23 protein-coding genes and 5 tRNA genes are annotated in these 22,115 nt (G+C 51.1%); 4 read left to right on the top strand and 24 right to left on the bottom strand.

Annotated elements, in window-relative coordinates; genetic code table 11:
• Positions 1-3: 3 nt before the first annotated feature.
• The 7 genes from M2108_RS14550 to M2108_RS14520 all read right to left on the bottom strand — a co-directional run bounded on the left by M2108_RS14550 (position 4) and on the right by M2108_RS14520 (position 7,362).
• Positions 4-2,268, bottom strand: a complete 2,265-nt coding sequence (locus M2108_RS14550) for a hypothetical protein (protein WP_280777073.1) — start codon at positions 2,266-2,268, stop codon at positions 4-6.
• A gap of 65 nt (positions 2,269-2,333) precedes the next feature.
• Entirely contained in the window at positions 2,334-2,999 is a 666-nt protein-coding gene (locus M2108_RS14545; protein WP_277470031.1) for a TadE/TadG family type IV pilus assembly protein, read from the bottom strand.
• A complete protein-coding gene (locus tag M2108_RS14540) occupies positions 2,999-3,187 on the bottom strand; it encodes a Flp1 family type IVb pilin (protein WP_277470032.1) in 189 nt (62 codons plus the stop codon). Before M2108_RS14540 ends, M2108_RS14545 begins: the two co-directional genes overlap by 1 nt.
• A 13-nt stretch (positions 3,188-3,200) precedes the next feature.
• On the bottom strand, positions 3,201-4,073 hold the full coding sequence (locus M2108_RS14535; protein WP_277470033.1) for a type II secretion system F family protein: 873 nt from the start codon (positions 4,071-4,073) through the stop codon (positions 3,201-3,203).
• Between the two features lie 28 nt (positions 4,074-4,101).
• The gene (locus M2108_RS14530; RefSeq protein WP_481856908.1) at positions 4,102-4,938 is read right to left on the bottom strand and encodes a type II secretion system F family protein; all 837 of its coding nucleotides are present in this window, start codon (positions 4,936-4,938) and stop codon (positions 4,102-4,104) included.
• The gene (locus M2108_RS14525; protein ID WP_277470034.1) at positions 4,932-6,200 is read right to left on the bottom strand and encodes a TadA family conjugal transfer-associated ATPase; all 1,269 of its coding nucleotides are present in this window, start codon (positions 6,198-6,200) and stop codon (positions 4,932-4,934) included. Before M2108_RS14525 ends, M2108_RS14530 begins: the two co-directional genes overlap by 7 nt.
• On the bottom strand, positions 6,193-7,362 hold the full coding sequence (locus M2108_RS14520) for a P-loop NTPase family protein (protein ID WP_277470035.1): 1,170 nt from the start codon (positions 7,360-7,362) through the stop codon (positions 6,193-6,195). Before M2108_RS14520 ends, M2108_RS14525 begins: the two co-directional genes overlap by 8 nt.
• Before the next feature lie 291 nt (positions 7,363-7,653).
• Between M2108_RS14520 and M2108_RS14515 the strand changes: the two genes are divergently transcribed.
• The gene (locus M2108_RS14515; RefSeq protein ID WP_277470036.1) at positions 7,654-8,838 is read left to right on the top strand and encodes a copper amine oxidase N-terminal domain-containing protein; all 1,185 of its coding nucleotides are present in this window, start codon (positions 7,654-7,656) and stop codon (positions 8,836-8,838) included.
• A 58-nt stretch (positions 8,839-8,896) separates the two neighbouring features.
• Here the strand turns inward: M2108_RS14515 and M2108_RS14510 are convergent, their stop codons facing one another.
• The 3 genes from M2108_RS14510 to M2108_RS14500 all read right to left on the bottom strand — a co-directional run bounded on the left by M2108_RS14510 (position 8,897) and on the right by M2108_RS14500 (position 10,298).
• A complete protein-coding gene (locus M2108_RS14510) occupies positions 8,897-9,316 on the bottom strand; it encodes a thiol-disulfide oxidoreductase DCC family protein (protein ID WP_277470037.1) in 420 nt (139 codons plus the stop codon).
• An 86-nt stretch (positions 9,317-9,402) separates the two neighbouring features.
• The gene (locus M2108_RS14505) at positions 9,403-9,681 is read right to left on the bottom strand and encodes a hypothetical protein (RefSeq protein ID WP_068722215.1); all 279 of its coding nucleotides are present in this window, start codon (positions 9,679-9,681) and stop codon (positions 9,403-9,405) included.
• 188 nt (positions 9,682-9,869) lie between these two features.
• Positions 9,870-10,298, bottom strand: a complete 429-nt coding sequence (locus M2108_RS14500; protein ID WP_277470038.1) for an organic hydroperoxide resistance protein — start codon at positions 10,296-10,298, stop codon at positions 9,870-9,872.
• 172 nt (positions 10,299-10,470) lie between these two features.
• Between M2108_RS14500 and M2108_RS14495 the strand changes: the two genes are divergently transcribed.
• Positions 10,471-10,950: a glutathione peroxidase gene (locus tag M2108_RS14495; RefSeq protein ID WP_277470039.1), complete on the top strand. Its 480-nt coding sequence runs from the start codon at positions 10,471-10,473 to the stop codon at positions 10,948-10,950.
• A gap of 79 nt (positions 10,951-11,029) precedes the next feature.
• On the opposite strand, the gene M2108_RS14490 is transcribed toward M2108_RS14495, so the two are convergent.
• From M2108_RS14490 to M2108_RS14480, 3 genes are all read right to left on the bottom strand, one after another.
• Positions 11,030-11,392 carry a DUF1304 domain-containing protein gene (locus M2108_RS14490; RefSeq protein ID WP_277470040.1) on the bottom strand — a complete coding sequence of 121 codons (363 nt, stop codon included), beginning with the start codon at positions 11,390-11,392 and terminating at the stop codon, positions 11,030-11,032.
• A 1,048-nt stretch (positions 11,393-12,440) separates the two neighbouring features.
• Positions 12,441-12,523: transfer RNA gene (locus M2108_RS14485), tRNA-Leu, on the bottom strand.
• Between the two features lie 85 nt (positions 12,524-12,608).
• Complete coding sequence (locus M2108_RS14480; protein WP_277470041.1) at positions 12,609-12,974, bottom strand: helix-turn-helix domain-containing protein; 366 nt, start codon at positions 12,972-12,974, stop codon at positions 12,609-12,611.
• Positions 12,975-13,117: 143 nt separating this feature from the next.
• On the opposite strand from M2108_RS14480, the gene M2108_RS14475 reads away from it, so the two are divergent.
• Together M2108_RS14475 and M2108_RS14470 are read left to right on the top strand one after the other, a co-directional pair.
• On the top strand, positions 13,118-13,315 hold the full coding sequence (locus M2108_RS14475) for an XRE family transcriptional regulator (protein WP_277470042.1): 198 nt from the start codon (positions 13,118-13,120) through the stop codon (positions 13,313-13,315).
• Positions 13,316-13,350: 35 nt separating this feature from the next.
• Positions 13,351-13,980 (top strand): PAS domain-containing protein, encoded by a 630-nt coding sequence (locus tag M2108_RS14470; RefSeq protein WP_277470043.1) that lies wholly within the window; start codon positions 13,351-13,353, stop codon positions 13,978-13,980.
• Positions 13,981-14,050: 70 nt separating this feature from the next.
• On the opposite strand, the gene M2108_RS14465 is transcribed toward M2108_RS14470, so the two are convergent.
• The 11 genes from M2108_RS14465 to M2108_RS14415 form a co-directional block, all read right to left on the bottom strand.
• Positions 14,051-14,133: transfer RNA gene (locus M2108_RS14465), tRNA-Leu, on the bottom strand.
• A gap of 3 nt (positions 14,134-14,136) precedes the next feature.
• Positions 14,137-14,211 (bottom strand) — tRNA-Glu (locus tag M2108_RS14460).
• A gap of 162 nt (positions 14,212-14,373) precedes the next feature.
• Complete coding sequence (ald, locus tag M2108_RS14455; protein WP_277470044.1) at positions 14,374-15,504, bottom strand: alanine dehydrogenase; 1,131 nt, start codon at positions 15,502-15,504, stop codon at positions 14,374-14,376.
• Between the two features lie 100 nt (positions 15,505-15,604).
• Positions 15,605-16,804 carry an ABC transporter substrate-binding protein gene (locus tag M2108_RS14450; protein ID WP_277470045.1) on the bottom strand — a complete coding sequence of 400 codons (1,200 nt, stop codon included), beginning with the start codon at positions 16,802-16,804 and terminating at the stop codon, positions 15,605-15,607.
• A gap of 69 nt (positions 16,805-16,873) precedes the next feature.
• A complete protein-coding gene (locus tag M2108_RS14445; protein ID WP_277470046.1) occupies positions 16,874-17,575 on the bottom strand; it encodes an ABC transporter ATP-binding protein in 702 nt (233 codons plus the stop codon).
• A gap of 5 nt (positions 17,576-17,580) precedes the next feature.
• Positions 17,581-18,360: an ABC transporter ATP-binding protein gene (locus M2108_RS14440; protein ID WP_277470047.1), complete on the bottom strand. Its 780-nt coding sequence runs from the start codon at positions 18,358-18,360 to the stop codon at positions 17,581-17,583.
• Positions 18,332-19,297 (bottom strand): branched-chain amino acid ABC transporter permease, encoded by a 966-nt coding sequence (locus tag M2108_RS14435; RefSeq protein ID WP_277470048.1) that lies wholly within the window; start codon positions 19,295-19,297, stop codon positions 18,332-18,334. Before M2108_RS14435 ends, M2108_RS14440 begins: the two co-directional genes overlap by 29 nt.
• A 12-nt stretch (positions 19,298-19,309) precedes the next feature.
• A complete protein-coding gene (locus tag M2108_RS14430) occupies positions 19,310-20,137 on the bottom strand; it encodes a branched-chain amino acid ABC transporter permease (protein ID WP_481857211.1) in 828 nt (275 codons plus the stop codon).
• Positions 20,138-21,012: 875 nt separating this feature from the next.
• A tRNA-Ser gene (locus M2108_RS14425) sits at positions 21,013-21,101 on the bottom strand.
• Between the two features lie 5 nt (positions 21,102-21,106).
• Positions 21,107-21,182: transfer RNA gene (locus M2108_RS14420), tRNA-Asn, on the bottom strand.
• A 99-nt stretch (positions 21,183-21,281) separates the two neighbouring features.
• Positions 21,282-22,046, bottom strand: a complete 765-nt coding sequence (locus tag M2108_RS14415; protein ID WP_277470049.1) for an MBL fold metallo-hydrolase — start codon at positions 22,044-22,046, stop codon at positions 21,282-21,284.
• Positions 22,047-22,115: the final 69 nt, after the last annotated feature.

The raw sequence follows: 22,115 nt of genomic DNA, 5'->3' as shown, positions 1-22,115 counted from the left end.
CTGCTAATAGGAAAAGTCAGCCTGCACGGTACGGTAGTATACCTTGCCTTCTACCCCTCCCGGCAGGCCGGAGGCATAATCCAGCAGCTTCACTGCCCCCGGCAGGAACCAAAGCCGCAAGCCCGTACGGATGTCAGCGGCGGCATAAGTAAACCTTTCCTGCGGGTTGATCCCTGTATTCAGCCTGATTAATGCAAGCATACGGGATAACTCTGCTTCACCCGCCCCATGCAGCAGCATGAACAGCCGCAGATAACCGCGGTAGTCCAGCTTTACGGGCAGGTATTTGGACATAACCACCTCTCCCGTCCTGCACAGCATGAGCATGTCCTGAACCGCCTGCTCAACCCCGTACAGCAGCGCTGCGGCCAGGATAGCCAGCGGATTGCTGAGCCGGGCATTCTCGATAAAGCCTTCCATTGTCCGGATTGCCAGCCTCAGCGCAAAAATCTCGCCATATGCTGCTGCCACATTGCCCGCAGGATTATGAAACCCGTACAGGATATACTCCAGCTCCTGCGCATGGGGATCAAGCTGGTCCGCCAGGGCAGAAACCACACTATCACCAGATTCTGCTGCTGCAGTCAGAGTTGAGAGGTCAAAATGCGGAAAATAAAGTGCAGCATACTCTGTTTGGAACAGCCTGTCTCTTGCACCAGTCATTATGCTGCCTATGGATGTGTATAGTCCGTCCACCTTGCCCATCGCGGAGCCGGCGGCGGAATAAATATCTGTGCTCCCGGAATCTGCAGCTGCAGCAGTCTCCTGAGCCTGATTAAACCGGATATTCTCCCCGTAGTATTTCCGGAGCGTGCTGTAACGCTGCTCCGCTGCTGCTGCATTATCGCCAAAGCTGCGGAGCTGGTCCACCAGCTTCATCGCTTCCCCCAGCTTGACCTTAGCTTCTTTCTCCATCTGCTTGCGTTCACCGTCGGAGGTGCGGTGCGACTCGATCCGGGCCGCCTCTGCGGAGATTGCCGCACCTGAATTACCGTAATTCTGCAGATACCCGGAAACGGCCTGCGAAGCATCTATTACAGCCTTGGTCATACGGGAAAGGTCAGCGTACAGCCCGGAAGCTTCAGTGAGTACAGCAGGCAAGGCGGATACGGCCGGTTCAAACGCCTGTGCGGCCTGCTCCTGGATGCTTATATTCCGTTCCATTCCGCTGAGCTCATCCGGTGATAAAATCAGTGCATCCTCCTGTTCGCGCAGTTTAGCCAAGGCCTCTGTACCAAGTCCGGTGCTTTCACTGCCGGGGATGTCCCAGCTGCCTGCCGAGGCCTGGCCGGCTTCAGAACCGCTGCTTCTGGACTGCTCAAGCACATTTTTCATTTGGGTATTAAGCTCCGCTGCCTGCTGCAGCGCCGCTCTGGCCTCAGCCATAAGAGAATCATGCTTCAGCCTGGCAGCAGTCAGAGCTCCCGGTATCCCGGAGATCAGCTTCTGCGACTGCTGCAAATAGCGGCCTATATCATACTGATACCTTTCGTGCTCCTTCTCTCTGTCACGGTACAGATCCGTGTAGTATTTGCCTACATAATCGTTATACATGGCTGCAATATCTGCAGCTGAGTCAACATTGCTTAAGGAGCGGGTGCTGATATAATCCTGCGGCGGATTCATAATTGTCTGCTGCAGGCTTCTTGCGCTCTCTGCAGCCTGCCGCCGCCGTTCAAGCATCAGATCAAGTGCAGCTTCACGCGCATCGTAGAGGGGCTGGAGCTTGCCGAGCACCTTTGTGGAGCGCGAGGCTTCTCCCATTGCCGCTGATAGCGGCTTGAATTTGCCAGCCAGTTCAAGAGCGAAATCGACAGGGGCTTTATACTTCATCTCCTCGGCGATCTGCCGGCGGAAAATATCATAGCTTCCGACCGGCCTGCTCCAGTCCAGCACAGAGCTATCCAGCTTGACGGGCAGCAGATTAAAGGCGTCTCCCCGGCCGCTCTCAAACAAATGATCATTCAGTACTGCAGACAACAGCTGGCCGCCGTCATCGCCCCCGAAGGCAAACAAGCCATAGCTCTGCTGCAGGCTGAGGTCATAAGAGGACATTACAGACCGGACTGCCGCCCTTGCCAGCCGTTCCTGCTGCACATTGGCAGCGGCAATCCTTGCATAGTCAATCAATACAGCTGTGAACAGGAAGACAAAGGCGAGTGCCGCAATCAGAAAAATCGAGACGGATCCGCCGCTTTCCTTTATCCATAAAAAATTCCGCCTTCTGTAATGGCTCAGATCCGGCAACACATGATGTACATGCCTCACACTCCCCTGCTCCTCCCTGCCTGTAATCCTGACCTCAGCAGGATAAGTAATCAGCTTCAGCCGTTTCATTTCTTCAGCGTAGACAGCATTTTTGCGGCATCCTGCTTATCCATGCCTGTTCCGGAGCTGCTGTCCTGTCCACCACCGCTCTTAAACTTTGCACCATAATAGCGCATAAGCTCGACAGTACGGATGAACTCCACCGGTTCTGTGACCACAGACCGTGTCGTTACCACAGGAACTGCCCCATCCTCCAGCAGCCCATCCAGTATGGGGAGCTGAAGCATCCGCTTCAATTGGGCGCTTATTGTACGGCCGGCCAGACTGTAGCTGTAGTTGAGCTCTCCGGTCATATTCGCCGGAATATTCTCTGCAGACTGCAGGAGCTTTACCTCAGGCAAGGCCTGCTGGACACCGGCAGCCGGCACAGCGAGCTTCACTCCCCCATTTAGCGCCCCTATACCAAAAAGGGAGGCAAGTAGACTATCTTCACCGATCCGCCAATATAAGGAATCATATTCTCCGGCAGCAAACTCTCCGCCCATTCCCTTATGGCTGTTGTCCCAGTTGTAAACAGCCCTTTCAGCTGTCACAGAGGAAGCCTGCAGCAGCATTGTTCTCTGATAGGTATACAGGCTGAAGAACAGGAGCAGCATGATAATTCCCATAATGATGGGCAGCAGCAAAGAGGCCTCAATAGTGAAGCTGCCTTCCTCACTCCGCAGATTCATTACTCAAAAACTTCCTGGCTCTTGCTTCCCGCCGTACTGATCAGATCCTTGACTACCTTGACAATTTCCGTCCGGAATACAAGAACCACTGCGATCAGTACCGCGATGATCATAATCATCTCCAGCGTGCCCAGCCCCTCTTCATCCTTCCACAAGCGTCTCGCAGCATCTGTTATTGTTATCATCATTGTCCTCATCCTCCTACATTTTGAGCATCATGATTGCAGGTGTTCCCACCAGCACAATTACAATCAAAAAGATAAGTACCATCGGGAATACCAGCTTCGAGGAAGCCTGTTCCCCGCGTGTGCGGCTTAGCGCCTTGCGCTTCTCCCATAACATCCGTGACAGATCACGCAGAGACAGTACAAAATCCGCACCTCCCCTGCGGTAATTCAGCAGCACCGTAGTGGTAAATAGCGACACCTCCTGAACCGCGCAGCGCTTGCTGAAATTCTCAAAGGCCTGCTGGAATGAATATCCCCCCTCCCATTCGGTAATCATTGTAAACAGCTCTTTATAGAGCGGATGGCTGTAATCCCCTTTGCGGCTCTCTACACAGCGGACAATCGCCCGCTGTACAGTCTCGCCGGCACCAACCAGCAGTACAATGCTGTTCTGCAGCTCCGGCAGCTCCAGCATAATGCCCTGCTCCCGCAGCTTTACTTTCTTGTGCAGATCATTGACCAGGGCCGCCGGCAGAATCAGCGCCAGCAGCACGCCGAGAATGAACCCTGCCTCCTCACCGCTTAACAGGGTCAGCAGACTGCCTCCAAGCATAAACAGCCAGCTGTAGCTGAGCATTTCGCCCGTGAAGAGCAGTGTCCGCTCCGGGCTGTAGCGCACACCGTAGCTGCGCTGCAGCGAGCGCTGGATTCTGAACATGACCGAAGGCAGATGGCTGCCGATCCGCCATTTCTCGATCAGCAGCAGAAATGGTTCCCCGGCTGCCCGCAGCCTCAGTCCCTCCATCGGCAGACTCCGCAGCACGGCATAGCGCAGGCCGCATTTCATGCGCAGCAGAAGCCAGCCGAGAACCAGCACAGTTGCTGCAGCACCGCTCACCCACCGCATGCCCTCACCTCCAAACGGCCTTACCGCTCTATAGCGGAATATCCATAATCTTTGTCGTCCACCGGTAACACAGGAACAAGCCGGCTAATGAAAGTGTAGAAATAGCCATGCCTGCACCGGTGTACATCGGCTGCATATAGTCACTTGCGGTCAGGCTCATAAACAAAACCATGAGCAGCGGTGCCGCCAGCAATGCCTTGGCTTCAAACTTCTTCTGGGCGATGCTTACCGCAATGTCCTGCTGGATATCCAGCTTCTCTCCAATAATGGTGGAGGTACGGCGCACCACTTCAACCAGATCACCGCCAGTACGCTTACAGACGGTAAATACATCGGCAAACCGTTCAACATCCTCCATCCCGGCCCGGCGGCTGAAATCATGCAGCGCCTCTTCAACAGGCTGGTTGTATTCCATCCGCGTGCAGATGATCGACAGCTCGGCCAGCATATCGCTGTTCCCCTCCGGATCAAGCAGCTGGAGGTCGGCTACAGCTTCGCGGAAAGCATTCTCCACAGAGCGTCCGGCAGACAGCGAGGAGGAAAGTGAAAACAGTGTCTGCTTAAACTGCAGGTTAAGCGCAGAGCGCCGACGGTCCTTCAGATATTGGCGCAGCATCCGCGGCGCATAAGCTCCGGCCGGAACCAGCAGCAGAGAGATCAGCAGCTGATGATAGAACAGGTAACCGATGCCGAACATCAACAGCCCGCCTGCCAGCAGTGCCGCTAATTTCAAGCGGGGAGACAGCATGTAGACGGTATAATCCGGCAGCTGCGGCCTGCTCTCTGCCCCCTCAACACTCGGGAGAACACGTTTTCTTACCTTACCCTGCCTGGAAGCAGGAATCTTATCCGGCTGCTTCAGCATACCGCCTCCTTCATCCCGGGTCCGGCTGCAAAGCCCATCAGCGGGTATTGATAAATGCCGGCCAGCTTCAGCTTCCCGGCATGCAGCAGGGGATTGCCGCATGCCGCAAGGCTGCCTTCAATCTTCCCTTCACGTTCCCCGGTTTCGCGGAACTCGTACAGCGGGTTCAATACCACCTCCCCTTCCTGTAATCCGGCCACCTCGCAGATTTCCACCACCCGCCGCGAACGGTCCCGCAGCCTCGAGAGATGAACAAAAATATCAATGGCCGAGCTGATCTGCTGCCGGACTACGGCAACCGGAAGATCGGCTGCACTGAGCACCATCGTCTCCAGCCTGCTGACCATATCCCGGGCACTGTTTGAATGACCAGATGACAAGCTTCCAGCGTGTCCTGTATTCATCGCCTGCAGCATATCGAGGCATTCTGCACCCCGCACCTCCCCAACAACGATACGGTTGGGTCTCATCCGCAGGGAAGAACGGATAAGGTCACGGATGGTAATCTCCCCCCTTCCCTCCGTGTTGGCATTCCTCGTCTCCAGAGAGACCAGATTCGGCACGGTAACAATCTGCAGCTCGGCTGAATCCTCAATCGTGATGACCCGCTCCTGGGACGGTATGAACTGGGACAGTGCGTTAAGGAAGGTGGTCTTCCCGGAGCCGGTCCCGCCGCTGATAAAAATGTTGTAGCCTGCTGCCACAAAGATTTGCAGCAGCTCCGCAGCTTCCCCGCTCAGCGCGTCCCGGCGCACCAGGTCACTCATCGTCATCGGTGTTTCAGGGAATTTGCGGATGGTCATGGCCGGCCCCTTCAGGGCAACCGGCGGCAGCACCACATTGACCCGGGAGCCATCCCGCAGCCGGGCGTCTACAATCGGTGAAGAATCATTGACCACCCGGTCCACACCGGATACCACAGTCTGAATAATGTCCTCCAGCCTGCTCCTGGACTCAAAGGCCAGCGGCAGCCGCCGGATCAGCCCCTCCTCCTCCACAAAGATCTCCTCATGGCTGTTGATCATAATCTCGGTAATTGCCGGATTATCAACCAGGGGCTGCAGAATATCGAGGCCGCGGAAGGAATCGAACAACTTCTTTACCAGCTCATGCTTCTCCTGGGCGGTCAAATAACGCAGGCTCTGCATCCCTAGAATGGTCCGCTCAATATAGCTGCTGAGCTCGCGGTTCCCGACTGCTGCTGTGACGTCAAGCCCGGCACGGATATCCCGTTTCAGCTTTCTGAACAATTCTTCATTCATGCAGACTACCTGTGAATACTTCCGGGAGCAGCGGCTCGATGATATCCTGGCACAATTGCTGTACACCTGCTATAAACGGCGGTGATTCCAGACAGAGCTCCATATGATGCTGCAGCGCCCAGGCCGGGATAAAAGGAAGCACACCTGCCGGTTCAAGCCCTTCCAGCGCTGCACTGTTGGACCCGGAAGCTTCAGCAAAGTTCAGAATGAACCGGCTTTTATCCCGGATATCCTGCGGCCAGCCGGAGTGGGCATAGCTGCCATGCTCCAGCCATTTGACCGTCTTATAAAGACTCGTCTCATCACTCCTGAGCATCCATAGCAGCACGCTGCAGCGCTTCAGCACTGCCTGCGTCCGTTCCTCCTCAATGCAACCTGTATCAACAAGCACAACATCGTAATGGCCGGCTGCAGCAAGCAGCTCCAGCAAATCCAGCGTATCGGGCTCTGTCATCTGCAGCATCTCCTTGAAGTTCTCCACCGGCATGAACCGGTCACAGCGCAGAGCCTCATGCCTGCATACATACCTGTCCAGGTCAATCTTCTCCGCCGCACCTTCTCCCCCGTCCGGATATCCGGCCTTCAGCTCGTACAGCAGCTGTTCCAGTCCCTGTGCCTTAGGCGCAGGCATCCGGACAAGTACACCGCTGCTGTCCACGCTCTCCAGGTTCAGATAAAAGACGGACAGGCCCGTTGCTGCAAGCTGTTTGGACATGTTGAGCGCAAGGGTTGTTTTGCCGCTGCTGCCGCTGGCCGAGACCACACCGAGCAGCAGTGTCTTCTCTCTGCGGGCAGAAAGGGCCCGTGGACGCCTGACCTCGCACAATTGGAGAACGGATTCCAGAAGCGACGGCAGCGACTGGTATTTCTGAATGACCATCCCGCCTGCCAGATTTTCCTTGTTACCCGCAGTTCTTCCATCCTCGCTGAGAACCGCCCACGGCATGGTACTCTTCCCTTCCACCAGCCAGGCTTCAATAAAGACAAGATCACCCACTACCGCATCCACCGGCTCTCCGCTGCTCATAAATTCCATGAAGGTATCCGGCCTGCTGAATGCAGATATTCTGAGCAATTCCCCGTAATCGCTGTGATGCAAATAATGCAGTAAGGGTTCGATATATTGACTCTCGCGTACGGCCAGCACCACTCTTGCCGCCATAACCGCCACTCTCCTCTCTGACAAAGCAAAAAAAGCACCGTCAATAACCGTAGAAACGGTCATTGAACGGTGCTTCCGCTCGTAATCCTTTAATTTACAGCTATAGTAGCATATATGCAGTAGAGCGGCAATCTTTTTTTTGAAAATAATATTTCTATAAGTACCTCCAAAGCCCCCTGGTACACCATGTCCATTATGGGATATATACCCAAACTGCATTAAAGGTTATACTGGTAGTTGGTAAAGAATTGCCAGACAAAACCATTTATCTACAAAGGAGACCTGCCACAAATGAAATTACTGCCCGGATTTATCGCTGTCCTTACTTTATCCAGTGCCATCAGCCTCTCCGCATCTGCAGCCGAGAAACCGATTACAGTCCAGATCGACCAGCAGCAGCTTAAGCTTACCACTGGCGCACCGTTAAATGACGGCCATGCGATTCTCGTACCGATGCGGCCTATCTTCGAGAAGCTGGGCCTGAACGTCGTTTTTGATGCCAAGACAAGCACCATTACGGCAACCAAGGAGGGGCTGGTCATCAAGCTGCAGCTCGGCAGCAAAAACGCCAGCATTAACGGTATCGTCAAGCCGCTCCAGACCGCTCCCAAAATGATCAAGAACGTCACCTACGTGCCGATCCGCTTTGTAAGTGAAGCCACTGGCAATCACGTAGTCTGGAATGCTGCTACCAGAACCGTTGAGATCACAAGCCTGCAGGCCACTGACGAGACCGCCTCGGTTGCTGACTTCTTCAGCAAATATGTGAAGTATTCTAATGAAGAAAATTATGACGGCTTTATGAGTCTCATTGATGCCAAATCACCGCTGGCCGCGATCGGCCCGCAGCTCAAGCAGCAGTTCGAAACCTATAATCTGAATGTATCTGTAGACCAGCTGAACATCGTCGATGGCAAAACCAGCGAGGTGACGGTACATACCATCGAGACTACTGAAAAGGTTAGCGGACCCTTTATGCCAAACAGCCAGATGGAATATATTTATTCCCTCACCCGCAGCTCCAAGGATGCCGATTGGAAAATCAGCAATATACAGCTTCAAGCCGTGAAGTACAGTCTGCCGGAGGGGGCCCTGACAGCTGCCGTAACCGTACCAAAAGCTGATGAGGATGCCATCAAGGCTGTATTTGCTGCCAATATGGACTACACCAACAAGGAAGATCTCGATGGACTGATGTCCACTATTGATGAGTCCTCCCCTGGTTATGAACAGAACAAAATAGTGGCAGCCCAGCTTTTCCAGGCTTATGACCTTCAGGGTACAGTCGAATCGTCGAAGGTTATTGATTACACAGGCGACACAGCCGTCTTATATACAGTACAGTCCATCAAAAAGCTCAAGGGACCGCAGTTCCAGGACAACCGCAGTACAACAGTCACGACGCTGAAAAAAACGGCAGACGGTAAATGGAAGCTTGTGCAGAGCTACCCGCTTTCTTCCGAACCGCTTAAATAACATATTAACCAGCACAAAAAAGCAGCGGGGACCCTCCCGTTGCTTTTATATTTTAACTTTACAGAAATCTTCGCTTGATATCGGGTGTCGGGAGCAGACATGACTCATCCCGTCCGAACCAGCGGTAACGGTTCCGCGCAACCAGCCTGTACAGCGCATTGCGCAGCGGACGAGGCACGATAATAAACAGGTATGCCGCCGGCCACGGAAAACGTAATTTACCGGCAATGCGCAGCACAGCAGAAGATTCCGTATAGATCCTTCCATTCTCCAGCAGTACCACCGTATCCAGCCGGTTAGGCTCAAGCCCTGCAGCCAGCAGCAGCTCACGCCCTATGTCACTCTGCAGCGGAGCGAACTTTATCCGGCCTGTGGGATCACGCGGAATAATGAACCGGACCAGCCCCTGGCACAGATGACAGACACCATCGATCAATACAACTGCCTGCCCGGCTTCCAGGCTTATTTCCTTTTTCACACTCCGTCCCCCTCTGTATACCGCCTATCTTATATAAAACAAAAACGCGGGATAGCTCCCGCGCATTTATTGTCCGTCCGTTACAATTATTCGGCAATCGCCTTTTCAATCCACTGATCACCGATCATCTGATCTTCGAAATCAGCGGTGTATGCTTCCATGCACTTGCAGATGAAGTCCTTGCGGCACACCGGGCATGGAGTTTTAAGCAAGCGGCTGATGTTCGTCATTTTCCATTCCGGATTCCGGCTGTAAAAGGCGCGGCATTGTGTTCCGTCAGCAGTTTTAATAATAAATTCGTACAAGCCCACTTTATCATTGCTGCTGGCTTTGGTCACGCTCGTAATTTTCGGTCTGTAAGACATCTTCATCACCCATTATCTAAATTTTTGGTTCTGATAGCACACGTAGCTTTAACAAGTACTTAGACATAATAAAGATTTTTGGGGGTGATGTCAACCGAAGTACGCGCTGCCGCCCGCTATTTGTCCCGCCAACCAGACTTCCGTCTCTATTTAGCCATTTTTCCCAAAAATACAGCTTTATAGTCAACTTAAACGATATTGAGCTCCACATCGATATTTCCGCGTGTTGCCTTGGAGTAAGGGCAGAATTCATGCGCCTTCTTGGCGAGGTCCTCAGCCTGGGAACGTTCAATGCCCGGCAGGCTGATGTCCAGTCTCACACCCAGCTTAAAGCCGCCGTCACTCTCATCCTTACTGATCAGCACATTGGAGGTAACCGTAACATCCTGAAGCTTCACACCCTCTTTACGGGCAATATTGGCGAGCGCACTCTCATAGCATGCCCCGTATCCTGCTGCAAACAGCTGCTCAGGATTGGTACCGTTACCTCCGGGTCCGCCAAGCTCTTTAGGCATCTTCAGGTCATGCTTCAGAACGCCGTCTGAGGATTCTACTGAACCTTCGCGTCCACCCTTAACTGTCGCTGTCGCAGTATACAAAGCTTTTAATGTGGTCATCGTGATCTACTCCTTTTTGGGAATCCATTTTTGACTTACACACACTTAAAATTAAACTACAGGTATTTTTTGAAACGATGATACCGGTCTTGTCACAATCCTGATGCTTGCATCTTGAAATATATAGTGTAAAATTAAATTGTGATAAATTTATGTTCGGGAGGCATGATTCATGAGCATTTATGATTATGAAGTGAGCACCCTGCGCGGCCAGGAAGAGTCGCTTTCCAAGTACAGAGGCAAAGTGCTGCTCGTCGTCAACACAGCCAGCAAATGCGGATTCACCCCCCAGTATAAGGGTCTCCAGGAGGTCTACGATAAATTCAAGGACCGCGGCTTTGAGGTGCTCGGCTTTCCGAGCAATCAATTTGCCGGCCAGGAGCCCGGTGAGAGCGAGGATATCGCCGAGTTCTGCGAGATTAATTACGGGGTAACCTTCCCGATGTACGAAAAGATCGATGTCAAAGGGGACAGCGCACATCCGCTCTTTAAATACCTGTCCAAGGAAGCACCCGGCGTACTGGGATCTAAAAGCGTCAAATGGAACTTCACCAAATTTCTGGTGGATCAGGACGGCCGGGTGCTGAAGCGGTTTGCCCCTTCGACCACTCCTGACCAGATCGAAGCCGATATCGCCAAGCTGCTGGACTAGTTCCTTTTTATTTCTGGCCACACCAAAAACTCCCTTACCCGGCAAAGGCCGGATACAGGGAGTTTTTTTCATGATATAGTTACCACTTCATAAGTACCGCAACGATAGCCAGCAGGGCAGGTACAGCTTGAATATACAAAATGGATCTTTTTGCAGTCAGACTGCCGACAATCCCCGCAATCAGTACGCAGCTGAGAAAAAATAGCTGGATCTGCCGGCCTACAGCACCATCCGGATAGAAAATCCCCCAGATCAGCCCCGCTGCCAGAAATCCGTTATACAATCCCTGGTTAAAAGCGAGCCCCTTCGAATCCTGCGCCACTTGAGCTGTGGTGCCGAATGCCTTCTGCCCCTTCGGTGTCGCCCACAGGAACATTTCAAGATAGAGTATGTAGATATGCAGTAAGGCAATAATCGCAACCAGCACTACACTTATTGTCATGTGATTCCCCTCCGCGGTTAAATGTAAGGATACTATGTCACTGACAATAATATTTTACACAATTAATTCACATCATTCTATATCTCTACGTTTCAAGTCTCTTTTAAATATCTGCGAGTGAAGCGATATTATATCAAAGCCGAACCATTTATTCACCACACAAGTTCATGAAAGATTATTAAGATAAAAACTTGAAGCAAATAACCACTTATTGCTAATATTGGGTCATATGGTATGAGTTTCGTCAAAAAGAACATCTTAAGGAGTCCTATAATGAAAAATCGGCGTTTTACTATTACTGCTACTGTTCTGGTGCTCGTAGTTTTAGGATTCGGATAAGCCCGGATGAAGAGATAGTAACCATAACCGATTCAGAAACAATCAATAAAATTATGTCAGTGTTTTCTGAATTGCAGCTGAAAAAGGATTCTTTTTCAGATATTGAGTTTGACCATTCTTATTGGATTACAGTAAAGGGAGAGAACAAACAAAACACAGCTGGAATCACTCTATATGACAATCATTATTTAAATTTATTTCTGTATAACTTAGATACTTCAAGAAATCAGTCTTTATCTTATAAAATAACAAGTGATTTTGATCTTCAATTAATATCAGAATTATTCAATTAAAAAACACTCGAACACTGAGTACGTATAACAAATTTAGGGATTATTGAATCAGCCACGTCTTAGCATCCTCAGGGTCGCTATAATATTGAATCGGAACCGTACATTGCCCAGCCTGCTTCCGCAAATACCTGTGGAGCCGGTGTCTGCTGAAATATTCCCCAACGATCGCCAGCTTTCTGATATGGGGCTGTAGCCTGGCCAGATTCGCTATTGGAGTGGAAGCTGCCGTATTTCAAACAGTGTATTTCTCAGCCCTTATAGTGATACGGGAAAATGGAACCGCCAGGAGATTTGATGATCATCCGAATATCCCTCCATACATTTTTTCCATCAAGGTTATAGTAAAACAAACAACAGGGCAGCAACTCTCATCTAGAGAATTACTGCCCTGTTGTTTGTTCTGTTCAAAAATATGATGCGGTAGAGAGGACTCGAACCTCCACGGGTATACACCCACTACCCCCTCAAGATAGCGTGTCTGCCATTCCACCACTACCGCGCAGTGTGTTACAAATGGGATTACTTTGTCTGAGGCCAACATTCAATATTATAAACCGCTACGCAGCAATTGTAAAGATAACCTGTCAGGAATTTTCTTCATCCTGTTTCTGCCTGCGGTATCGGGTGAACGCTATGTACTCCTTGATAAATTCCTGCTCCTTGGGCAGCAGCTCTTCACTTTGGCAACTCAGTTGCCTCATTTGGGCAGAAAAATACGCTTCTCCTTCTTCACGCACTCCATCACCTGCCGATTTGCCCAAGATCAGCCAATCCAGGGTGACATGAAAAAATTCAGCGATCCGGATGAGATGATGCGTTCCCGGCGTAGACTTCTTCCGCTTCCAGTCTCCGAAATGGCCTGAGCTGATATTGAGCTGCTCGCAAAAGGATTTTTTGGTAATGCCTTTCTGCTCAATCAGATATTCAATCCGGTCAAATATGGACTGCATCGTTCAACATCCTTCCACAGCATTTTTCAGACGTAATTACGTTATTTTTATTGTAAAATGACGTAAAAAAGTGTATAATTGGTTATTATCAGTTCCAAATGATTATATCATACGGCTGGATGGTCGATAAGAGGTGAAGCCTGTTGAACAGCAAACGTCCTGTGACCCCCTATGGCTGGGAGATCAAACAGAGGCTGACGGAATTACAGCTTGATCAGAAAAAATTCTGCGAGCTGCACGGAATTCCGCCATACCGCCTGTCCAATCTGATACATGGTACACGAAAAGCCGAGCGCTACCGGCGCCAAGTATCCGAGCTTCTGAACCTGCCTCTGTCTTGACTACCTATCCTGTAAGCACTCAAGGAGCGATAATCTTGCCATTAAGCTTATCTACATCCCTTACTTCTTCTCTTAACACGCTGACACATAAAGCTCTGGTTATAGACAGAAGCGGAATCATCCTGTTTATTAATGATCATTATAACGCATATTTGGAGCATTGGGGGCTGTCCTCGGCCATCAAGGGGACAGGAAGCCACTATCTGGAGCTGTTTGAAGAATGGATCGCCATTCCTGTTCAGCTGACAGCACTGGATAATGCGGTGCAGCATGTCCTTCAGGGTGGACGTCTGATTTCCAGCTCCGAATTCATTATGCACATTCCTGATCAACCTGACCGTGTATTCAGTCTGGATGCTTTTCCGCTATTTACAGAGCACTCTTGCGGTATTCAGTCCCTTGTTCTCTCCCTTCACGACAAGGGACCCGCTGAACCGTTCCAGCATGAGCATGTCCGCAGCTGTCATTCTCTGCGTCCCCGCCGTATTTCAGGCAGTCTTGTACCTATTTGCGCCTCCTGCAAGTCTGTTCGCAGCAGCAAGGAGGAATGGATTACCGTTGAACGCTTCCTTCAGTTACAGCTCTCCCTGCAGTTCACCCATGATATATGCCCGGATTGTATCCGCCAGCTCTATCCGCAATACGCCGGGGTTCTCAATCAGTAAATTCAATATTATGTACAAAAAGCAAAAGGAACGAAATCCTTGATGATCAAGGTTTTCGTTCCTTTATTAATGCGGTAGAGAGGACTCGAACCTCCACGAGCATACGCCCACTACCCCCTCAAGATAGCGTGTCTGCCATTCCACCACTACCGCATATGGTGACCCGTAGGGGATTCGAACCCCTGTTACCTCCGTGAAAGGGAGGTGTCTTAACCCCTTGACCAACGGGCCTAGCTGAGAAGTTATGTTTACCACAACAAAAATGAGTATATCAAACTCTGCTCACTTTGACAAGCACTTTTTTTTGAAAATAAAATACTCTCATATGCGGGAGGCGGCGGATGACCGGATACCGTCCCTCCCGTCTATACTCTGCATTGCTGCTCCAACTCTCTATCCGCCATACACAGCCAAGGCTTCTACTCCGTCAACCGGTTCATAGCCAAGGCTCTTGGCAACCGCTGTATTCACGACATGTCCGGCAACCACATTAAGTCCGCGGGCAAGCGCCGGATTGTCAAGCACTGCCTTGTAAATGCCTGAACCCGCAATCTGCAGTGCATAGGGTACTGTCACATTGGTGAGGGCAAGCGTGGAGGTCCGTGCAACCGCACCCGGCATATTGGCTACTGCATAGTGCACGACACCATATTTAACATAAGTCGGGTTCTCGTGAGTTGTAATCCGGTCGATAGTCTCGATCGAGCCTCCCTGATCAATGGCTACATCGACTATAACAGAGCCCTCACCCATCTGCTGCACCATATACTCCTTCACCAGCTTGGGCGCACGGGCACCAGGGATGAGTACAGCCCCGATCAGCAGGTCAGCTTTGCGTACAGCCTGCTCCAGATGATAAGAGTCCGACATAACCGTAATCAGGCGCCCGCCAAAAATATCATCCAGGTAACGGAGCCGGGCGGCATTGTTATCCAGCACAGTAACCCGGGCACCGAGCCCCAGCGCCATCTTGGCCGCGTTGGTGCCTACGATACCACCGCCCACGATAACTACCTCACCGGGCTGTACACCAGGCACACCACTCAGCAGAACGCCCTTGCCGCCCTGCGGCTTTTCCAGCAGCCTTGCTCCAATCTGGACTGCCATCCGTCCGGCTACCTCACTCATCGGAATCAGCAGCGGCAGCGAGCCGTCCGCAAGCTGGATCGTTTCGTAGCCCACAGCGGTAACTCCGCTGTCTACCAGCGCTTTGGTAAGCTCTGCCTCAGGAGCAAGATGGAGATAGGTAAACAGGATCAGCCCCTTGCGGAAATAGCTGTATTCTTCAGGCAGCGGTTCTTTCACTTTGAGCACCATTTCCGCCTCATTCCATATTTGAGCAGCTGCCGGATACAGCACCGCGCCCTTATTCAGGTATTCGCCGTCGCTGAAGCCGCTGCCTATCCCGGCCGACTCTTCAATCAGCACTTTATGACCGGCTTTACAGAGGGCTTCCACACCGGCAGGGGTGAGGGCTACACGGTTTTCGTTGTTTTTGATCTCCTTGGGTACTCCGATAATCATGTCCGTTCCTCCTTTACTGACAAAAGAAAGGCCCGCAAAGGAGCCTTTCTCTCTAAAGTCATTATTCATTCATTCCCCATATTGTATGCGGAAGAACCGTTTATGGATTAACTTTTGCTTCAAAAGTCTGAACACCGTCAACGAATTTCAGCACGACAGCCGCTTTAACCGGGTCATGAGTTTCGTTCAGCGTGATTTTACCAGTTGCCAGCTGCAGATCTTTGGTTGCTGCAAGAGCATCCTTGATCTTCGCCGGATCAGCTTCGCCTGCACGGGTGATTGCATCAGCAACCAGCTTCAGCGCATCGTAGCCGAGAGCTGCCATACCGTCAGGTACTGCGCCGCCGTTAGCTTCTTTGTAAGCATCCACGAAGGTTGTTACTTCAGTTGCCGTATCTTCCGGCGAGTAGTGGTTGGACATATAAGTGTTCTCAAGGGCCGCAGCGCCGGCAATCTCAGCCAGCTGCGGGGAATCCCAGCCGTCGCCGCCCAGGAACGGTACAGTGATGCCCATTTCACGGGCCTGCTTCACGATCTTACCAACCTCTTCGTAGTAACCCGGCAGGTAGATTACATCCGGATTAGCTTCTTTGATACGGGTCAGAACCGCTTTGAAGTCAGAGTCCTTCTGCTGGTAGGATTCCTGGCTCAGAATCTCTCCGCCGTTAGCCTTGAAGGTCTCTTCGAAGAATTTCTGCAGACCTTTGGAATAGTCACTCGATGTATCTGTGTAGATTACTGCTGTTTTGGCACTGAGGTTGTTGCTTGCAAAGTTAGCCATAACCTGGCCTTGGAACGGATCGATAAAGGCGGCGCGGAATACCCATTCGTTCACATCGCCGCTGCGCTCGTCAACAGTAACCTTAGGGTTAGTCGCACCAACAGCCACAAGCGGAATCTTCTTCTCGGTAGCAACCGGAACAATACCCAGTGTGTTGGTAGAAGTGGATGCTCCGATAATAGTAACTACCTTATCGTTGGTAATCAGCTTCTGTGCCGCCTGTGTTGCTTCCTCGGATTTCGAAGCATTGTCGGCAACAACCAGTTCCAGCTGCTTGCCCAGAATACCGCCGGCGGCGTTGATCTGGTCTACGGCCAGCTGAGCGCCTTTGGATGCGGAGTCGCCGAAAGAAGCCTGGCCGCCTGTGAGCTCAAGGTCGGCACCGATCTTGATTGTGCCCCCGGCAGCATTTCCGCCGCTTGCAGAGTTAGCGCTGTTCTCTGTGTTGTTGCTGCCGCAGCCCGATGCCAATACCGCAGTCAATACTGTCGACAAAATAATGGCCCCAATTTTTTTCATAGTTTCTCTCAGCCTCCCGAATAATATAGTTTCTATGTGTTGGTTCTGTGATGCTTCAGCTACAGTAATCTAGTGGCCCAGATAGGCCATCTTGATCTCTTCCGAATCCGCCAGCTCCGAGGCGTCTCCCTCCAGAACCACTCTTCCGGTTTCCAGCACATAAGCACGGTGAGCAATTTTAAGCGCCTGATGGGCGTTCTGCTCAACCAGCAGCACCGTAGTGCCGGCGGCGTTGACTTCCTTAATGATTTTGAAAATATCCTGCACCAGCAGCGGAGCAAGCCCCATGGACGGCTCATCCAGCAGCAGCAGCTTAGGGTGACCCATAATGGCGCGGCCCATGGCCAGCATCTGCTGTTCCCCGCCGGACAAGGTTCCGGCCTGCTGTTTTTTGCGTTCAAGCAGTCTAGGGAACATGCTGTAGACCCTCTCGAAATCAGCGGCAAGACTTTTGCCGTCCTGCAGGTAAGCTCCCAGCTCAAGATTTTCTTCTACAGACATATTGGCGAATACACGCCGTCCTTCCGGGCAATGAATCAGCCCTTGCTTAACAATCGCCTGTACACTCTGGTTAGTGATCGATTTGCCCAGAAACTCAATGCTGCCGGTCTTGGGCTTGAGCAGCCCGGACAGCGTCTTGAGCAGTGTGGATTTACCGGCGCCGTTGGCACCGATCAGCGTTACAATCTCCCCTTGATTAACCTGGATACTGAGATCCTTCAATGCGTGAATGGCACCGTAATATACGTTGATTCCCTGTACTGTAAGCATCGCCCTTACGCCTCCTGTCCCAAATACGCTTCGATTACCTTCGGATTGTTCCGGATTTCCACCGGCGTACCGTCGGCGATAAGAACTCCGCGGTCCAGGACATAGATCCGGTTGCAGACCCCCATAACCAGCGACATATCATGCTCAATCAGGAGAATGGTCAGATCGAATTCTTCACGGATCCAGGCTATCAGGTTCATCAGATCCCGCGTTTCATTCGGGTTCATGCCGGCCGCCGGCTCATCAAGCAGCAGCAGCTTCGGTCCGGCAGCAAGCGCACGGGCAATTTCCAGACGGCGCTGGTTCCCATAGCTGAGGTTACCGGCAGTCTCCTCGGCCTGATCAGCGAGATTGAATATTTTGAGAATATCCATCGCCTTCTGTGTAATTTCCTCTTCGCCCTTGAAATGCTTCGGCAGCCGGAGCATGGAGCTGAACAAGGAATGTCTGGCATGCTGGTGGAAGGCGATTTTGACATTTTCCAGTACGGTCATGGCCGTAAACAGCCGGATGTTCTGGAACGTGCGCGCCGCACCCTTATGGTTAATCTTAAAAGGCTTCATACCGCCTACCGACTCATTATTAAGCAGGATTTTACCGGTAGAGGGCGGATACACCCCGGTTAACAGATTGAACAATGTTGTCTTGCCGGCGCCGTTCGGTCCGATCAGACCGATCAGTTCCCCCTTGTTAATATGCAGGGAAACCTCACTCAGCGCCTTGAGTCCTCCAAAGGAACGGCTGGCCCCTTTAACGTCAAGGAGTACTGCTGTCGATGCTGCCATTGGCTTTGGCCTCCTTTTTACCGAGCTTGCCGAAATTGATTCTGGTTTTGCCGAGCAGGCCGCTCGGACGGAAAATCATCATCATAATCAGCACGATGGAATAAATAATCATCCGCCATTCCGGGAATTCACGCAGATAGGTGTAGAGCAGGGTAACGAATACCGCCCCCACAATGGAACCCGCCGTGCTGCCCAGACCGCCAAGAACGACCATTACCAGAATTTCGAAGGATTTCAGGAAGTTGAAGCTGCCTGGCGTAATAACATAGAACGTATGTGCAGACAGCCCGCCTGCCATACCTGCAAACAATGCACCGATGGTAAAGGCGATAACCTTGTACAGGGTGGTGTTGATCCCCATTGCTTCTGCAGCAATTTCATTCTCGCGGATCGCCAGACAGGCACGGCCGTGGGTTGAACGGATAAAGTTATTGATCAGCACAACAGTAAATAAGGTAAAGAAGAAAATAATCGTCCAGGTCGATTTCGCCGGGATGCCGCTAAGGCCGGAAGCGCCGCCTACATACTCTGTATTCAGCAGGACAATCCGGATGATCTCCCCGAAGCCAAGTGTGGCAATAGCCAGATAATCTCCGTTAAGACGGAGCGTTGGCATCCCGATCAGTACACCAAAGATGGCTGCTACGATACCGCCAATAATGATCGCCAGAATGAACGGCACATCATAATCGAGGGTCAGGATTGCCGATGTATATGCGCCTACGGACATAAATCCGGCGTGGCCGATCGAGAATTGTCCGGTAATCCCGTTAATCAGGTTGAGCGACACTGCCAGCATGACATTGACGCCTACCAGAAGCAGCATGGACCGGGTTACATCATTAAATATCCCCGTTGTTAGAAGAACTTGAACAATACCATAGAACGCGAGGGCAATGATCGTGCCCAGCCAGAATTTCTTATTAAACTTCTTCATGCCGTCCCCCACCTACACTTTCTCCCGGACATTTTTGCCAAACAGCCCGGATGGTTTGAAGATCAGGATCAGAATCAGCACGGCAAACGCAACACCGTCACGCCAGGACGAGTAGCCAAGCGATGAAATTTCCGTCTCCACTGTTCCCAGCAGCAATCCGCCGACTAGCGCGCCAGGGATGCTTCCGATTCCTCCAAGTACTGCCGCTACAAAAGCCTTGAGTCCCGGCGTTACGCCCATAAGCGGATCGACGGAATTGTAGGTCATACCGAAGATTACGCCGGCCGCTGCAGCAAGCGCCGACCCGATCGCAAAGGTTGCCGAGATGGTGCGGTCTACGTTGATCCCCATCAGCCGTGCCGCCTCCATATCAAACGATACAGCCCGCATTGCCTTACCGGTCTTAGTGTAACGCACGATATATTGCAGAATAATCATCAGAACGATGGTAGTAATCAGAATCATGACCTGGTTGGAATCAACCTGGATCGATGTTCCGAATAGCTGATACTGCTTCTTCTCCATAATATCCGGAAACCCTTTGGCCTGCGGACCGAGGATAAGCACTCCGACATATTCCAGCAGGAAGGATACACCGATTGCAGTGATCAGCGCGGCAATTCTAGTGGACTTGCGCAGCGGCTTATAAGCCAGCCGTTCAATGGTGATACCAAGCAGCGAGCTCATGGTCATCGAAATGATCAGCGACAGCAGCAATACCAGCACCGGAGGAAGTCCGGCATTCGCCAGAAACTTGGCACTGTACAGGCCGATAAACGAACCGACCATAAACACATCGCCGTGGGCAAAATTGATCAACTTGATAATCCCGTAAACCATTGTGTAGCCAAGGGCGATCAGAGCGTAAATGCTGCCTACGGAAATCCCGTTAATTAATTGCTGAATGAAGTACTCCATCGCCATCCCCTTTTCCCATAGTAATTAAAATTCCCCTTTCTCTGTCTCCCAATCTGTTTTTCTTTCTAAGATGTGATTTATATTAACACAAGGTTTTGGGTCCGTCACTAAAAAATGCAAGGAATTAATATAATTTTCGAAAATTGGTGTTACAAAACATAACAAGTAACGTAATCCTTAAGTTACATTATTAGTATTTTATGAGGATTTCGGAGTAAAACGGAGAAAAACAGAGGATTTAAGAGGACGCCGCTTTCAAAAATCAATTCCTTTTCTAATACAATACTTTATTTTCCCGCAAATAATATAACATTTGTCTCTTTACAGCAGCAGTTCTTCAATCAATTAAAGAGATAATGGGTCACATCACTAGAATGCCGTAGCTTCATGTAGTATAATGTAGTTTTTAGTTAGAAAAGCTAACATCAGACACAAATCTTTAACAAACTCCCTAATGACCGCCGGTTCATTAGCCGGAATCCTGAGATTTCTCGGAAAGGAAGCAGAAACTCGCCGGACGGGCTGCAGGATCCCCTTCACCCATTCGACTGCCGAATAACATTAATCGAAAAAGGCCCTATGCAACCTGTTTCCACCTTCAATCTCCTCCCGGCACTGAATTCATACTTTGCGGAAGCACAAAAAAAGCCCCCGGAAAACCGGGAGCTTCATTTCTGTAATTACGACGGAGAGAGAGGGATACTCATGCTCCGCATGAGATTGCGAAGTGTTGCTAACGAAGCTTATGCTTCAACGAACCACCGAGGGTTCTCATCCCTTACAGGGAAGTATTTCTACGGAGAGAGAGGGATTCGAACCCTCGCACCGCTTACGCAGTCTAACCCCTTAGCAGAGGGTCCCCTTATAGCCACTTGGGTATCTCTCCAAGAATGGCTCCCCGAACAGGACTCGAACCTGTGACAACTCGATTAACAGTCGAGTGCTCTACCAACTGAGCTATCAGGGAACATTACATGAACAAGAAATAATTTATCATGATTTCATGTTCCCGTCAAGCGAAGGCAGAGAATTTTTATAACGGTTACATTTGGAAGCCGGATGTCCGCTAAATCAGCGGATAACAAGACTCCCCGTCCGACGGAATGCTTACACGCTCCAGCAGCCCTTCATTAGCCAGACGGTCTCTCAGCATTTCCCGGCTTACGAGGCAGTGATTGATTGCTTCCATATGCACCGCAATAACGGCTGCATCCGGCGCATAGCGGCACACATCCACAACATCCTGCTCATCCATCGTGATAGGCCCGCCGGTCACAAAACGTGCTCCCCCGGCATTTACGACAACCACTTCCGGATGATACGTATCCAAAGCCTCTTTAACCTCCCCGCACCAGATTGTATCCCCAGCCAGGTACAGTACAGGTTCATCCGCAGCCTGAAAAATAAACCCCGACACCTTGCCCATCAGCTCCCCTATCTCTCCTGTACCATGCTGTCCGCCTACGCGTGTTAAAGTGACGCCTTGGAAAGCCAGCGGCGCTGTGTCAGATACAACAGCAACATTAATGAAGCCTTGTCCTCCGATTCTCTCCTGATCCCCTTCCTGACATAGTACAGGCAGATCATGCGCCAAAAGCGAAACCGCGGCCGCATCCCAGTGATCCTGATGAAGATGGGTTACCAGCACCACATCCGGATTCAGCCATTGCTGTACCGGAGCAGGCAGCGGCACCAGCGGATTTCTGCGCTCATTGGCCGTGTTGATTACCGGCGGGTTGGCTTCTTTTTCGCTAAGCATAGGGTCAATCAGGAAGGTAAGACCGCCATACTGCAGCCACAGGGCGGCATTGCGGATCAGTTGAATTTTCATACGGGAACACCTCTTTCTTCAGACTGTCTTCTGCTACAATTCATTATAGAAGGTCTGTGGTGTACAATA

The sequence above is a fragment of the Paenibacillus sp. PastM-3 genome (assembly GCF_029893965.1).
In the GTDB taxonomy this organism is placed as follows: Bacteria; Bacillota; Bacilli; order Paenibacillales; family Paenibacillaceae; genus Paenibacillus_AQ.
This window is presented reverse-complemented; position numbering and strand designations above follow the sequence as displayed.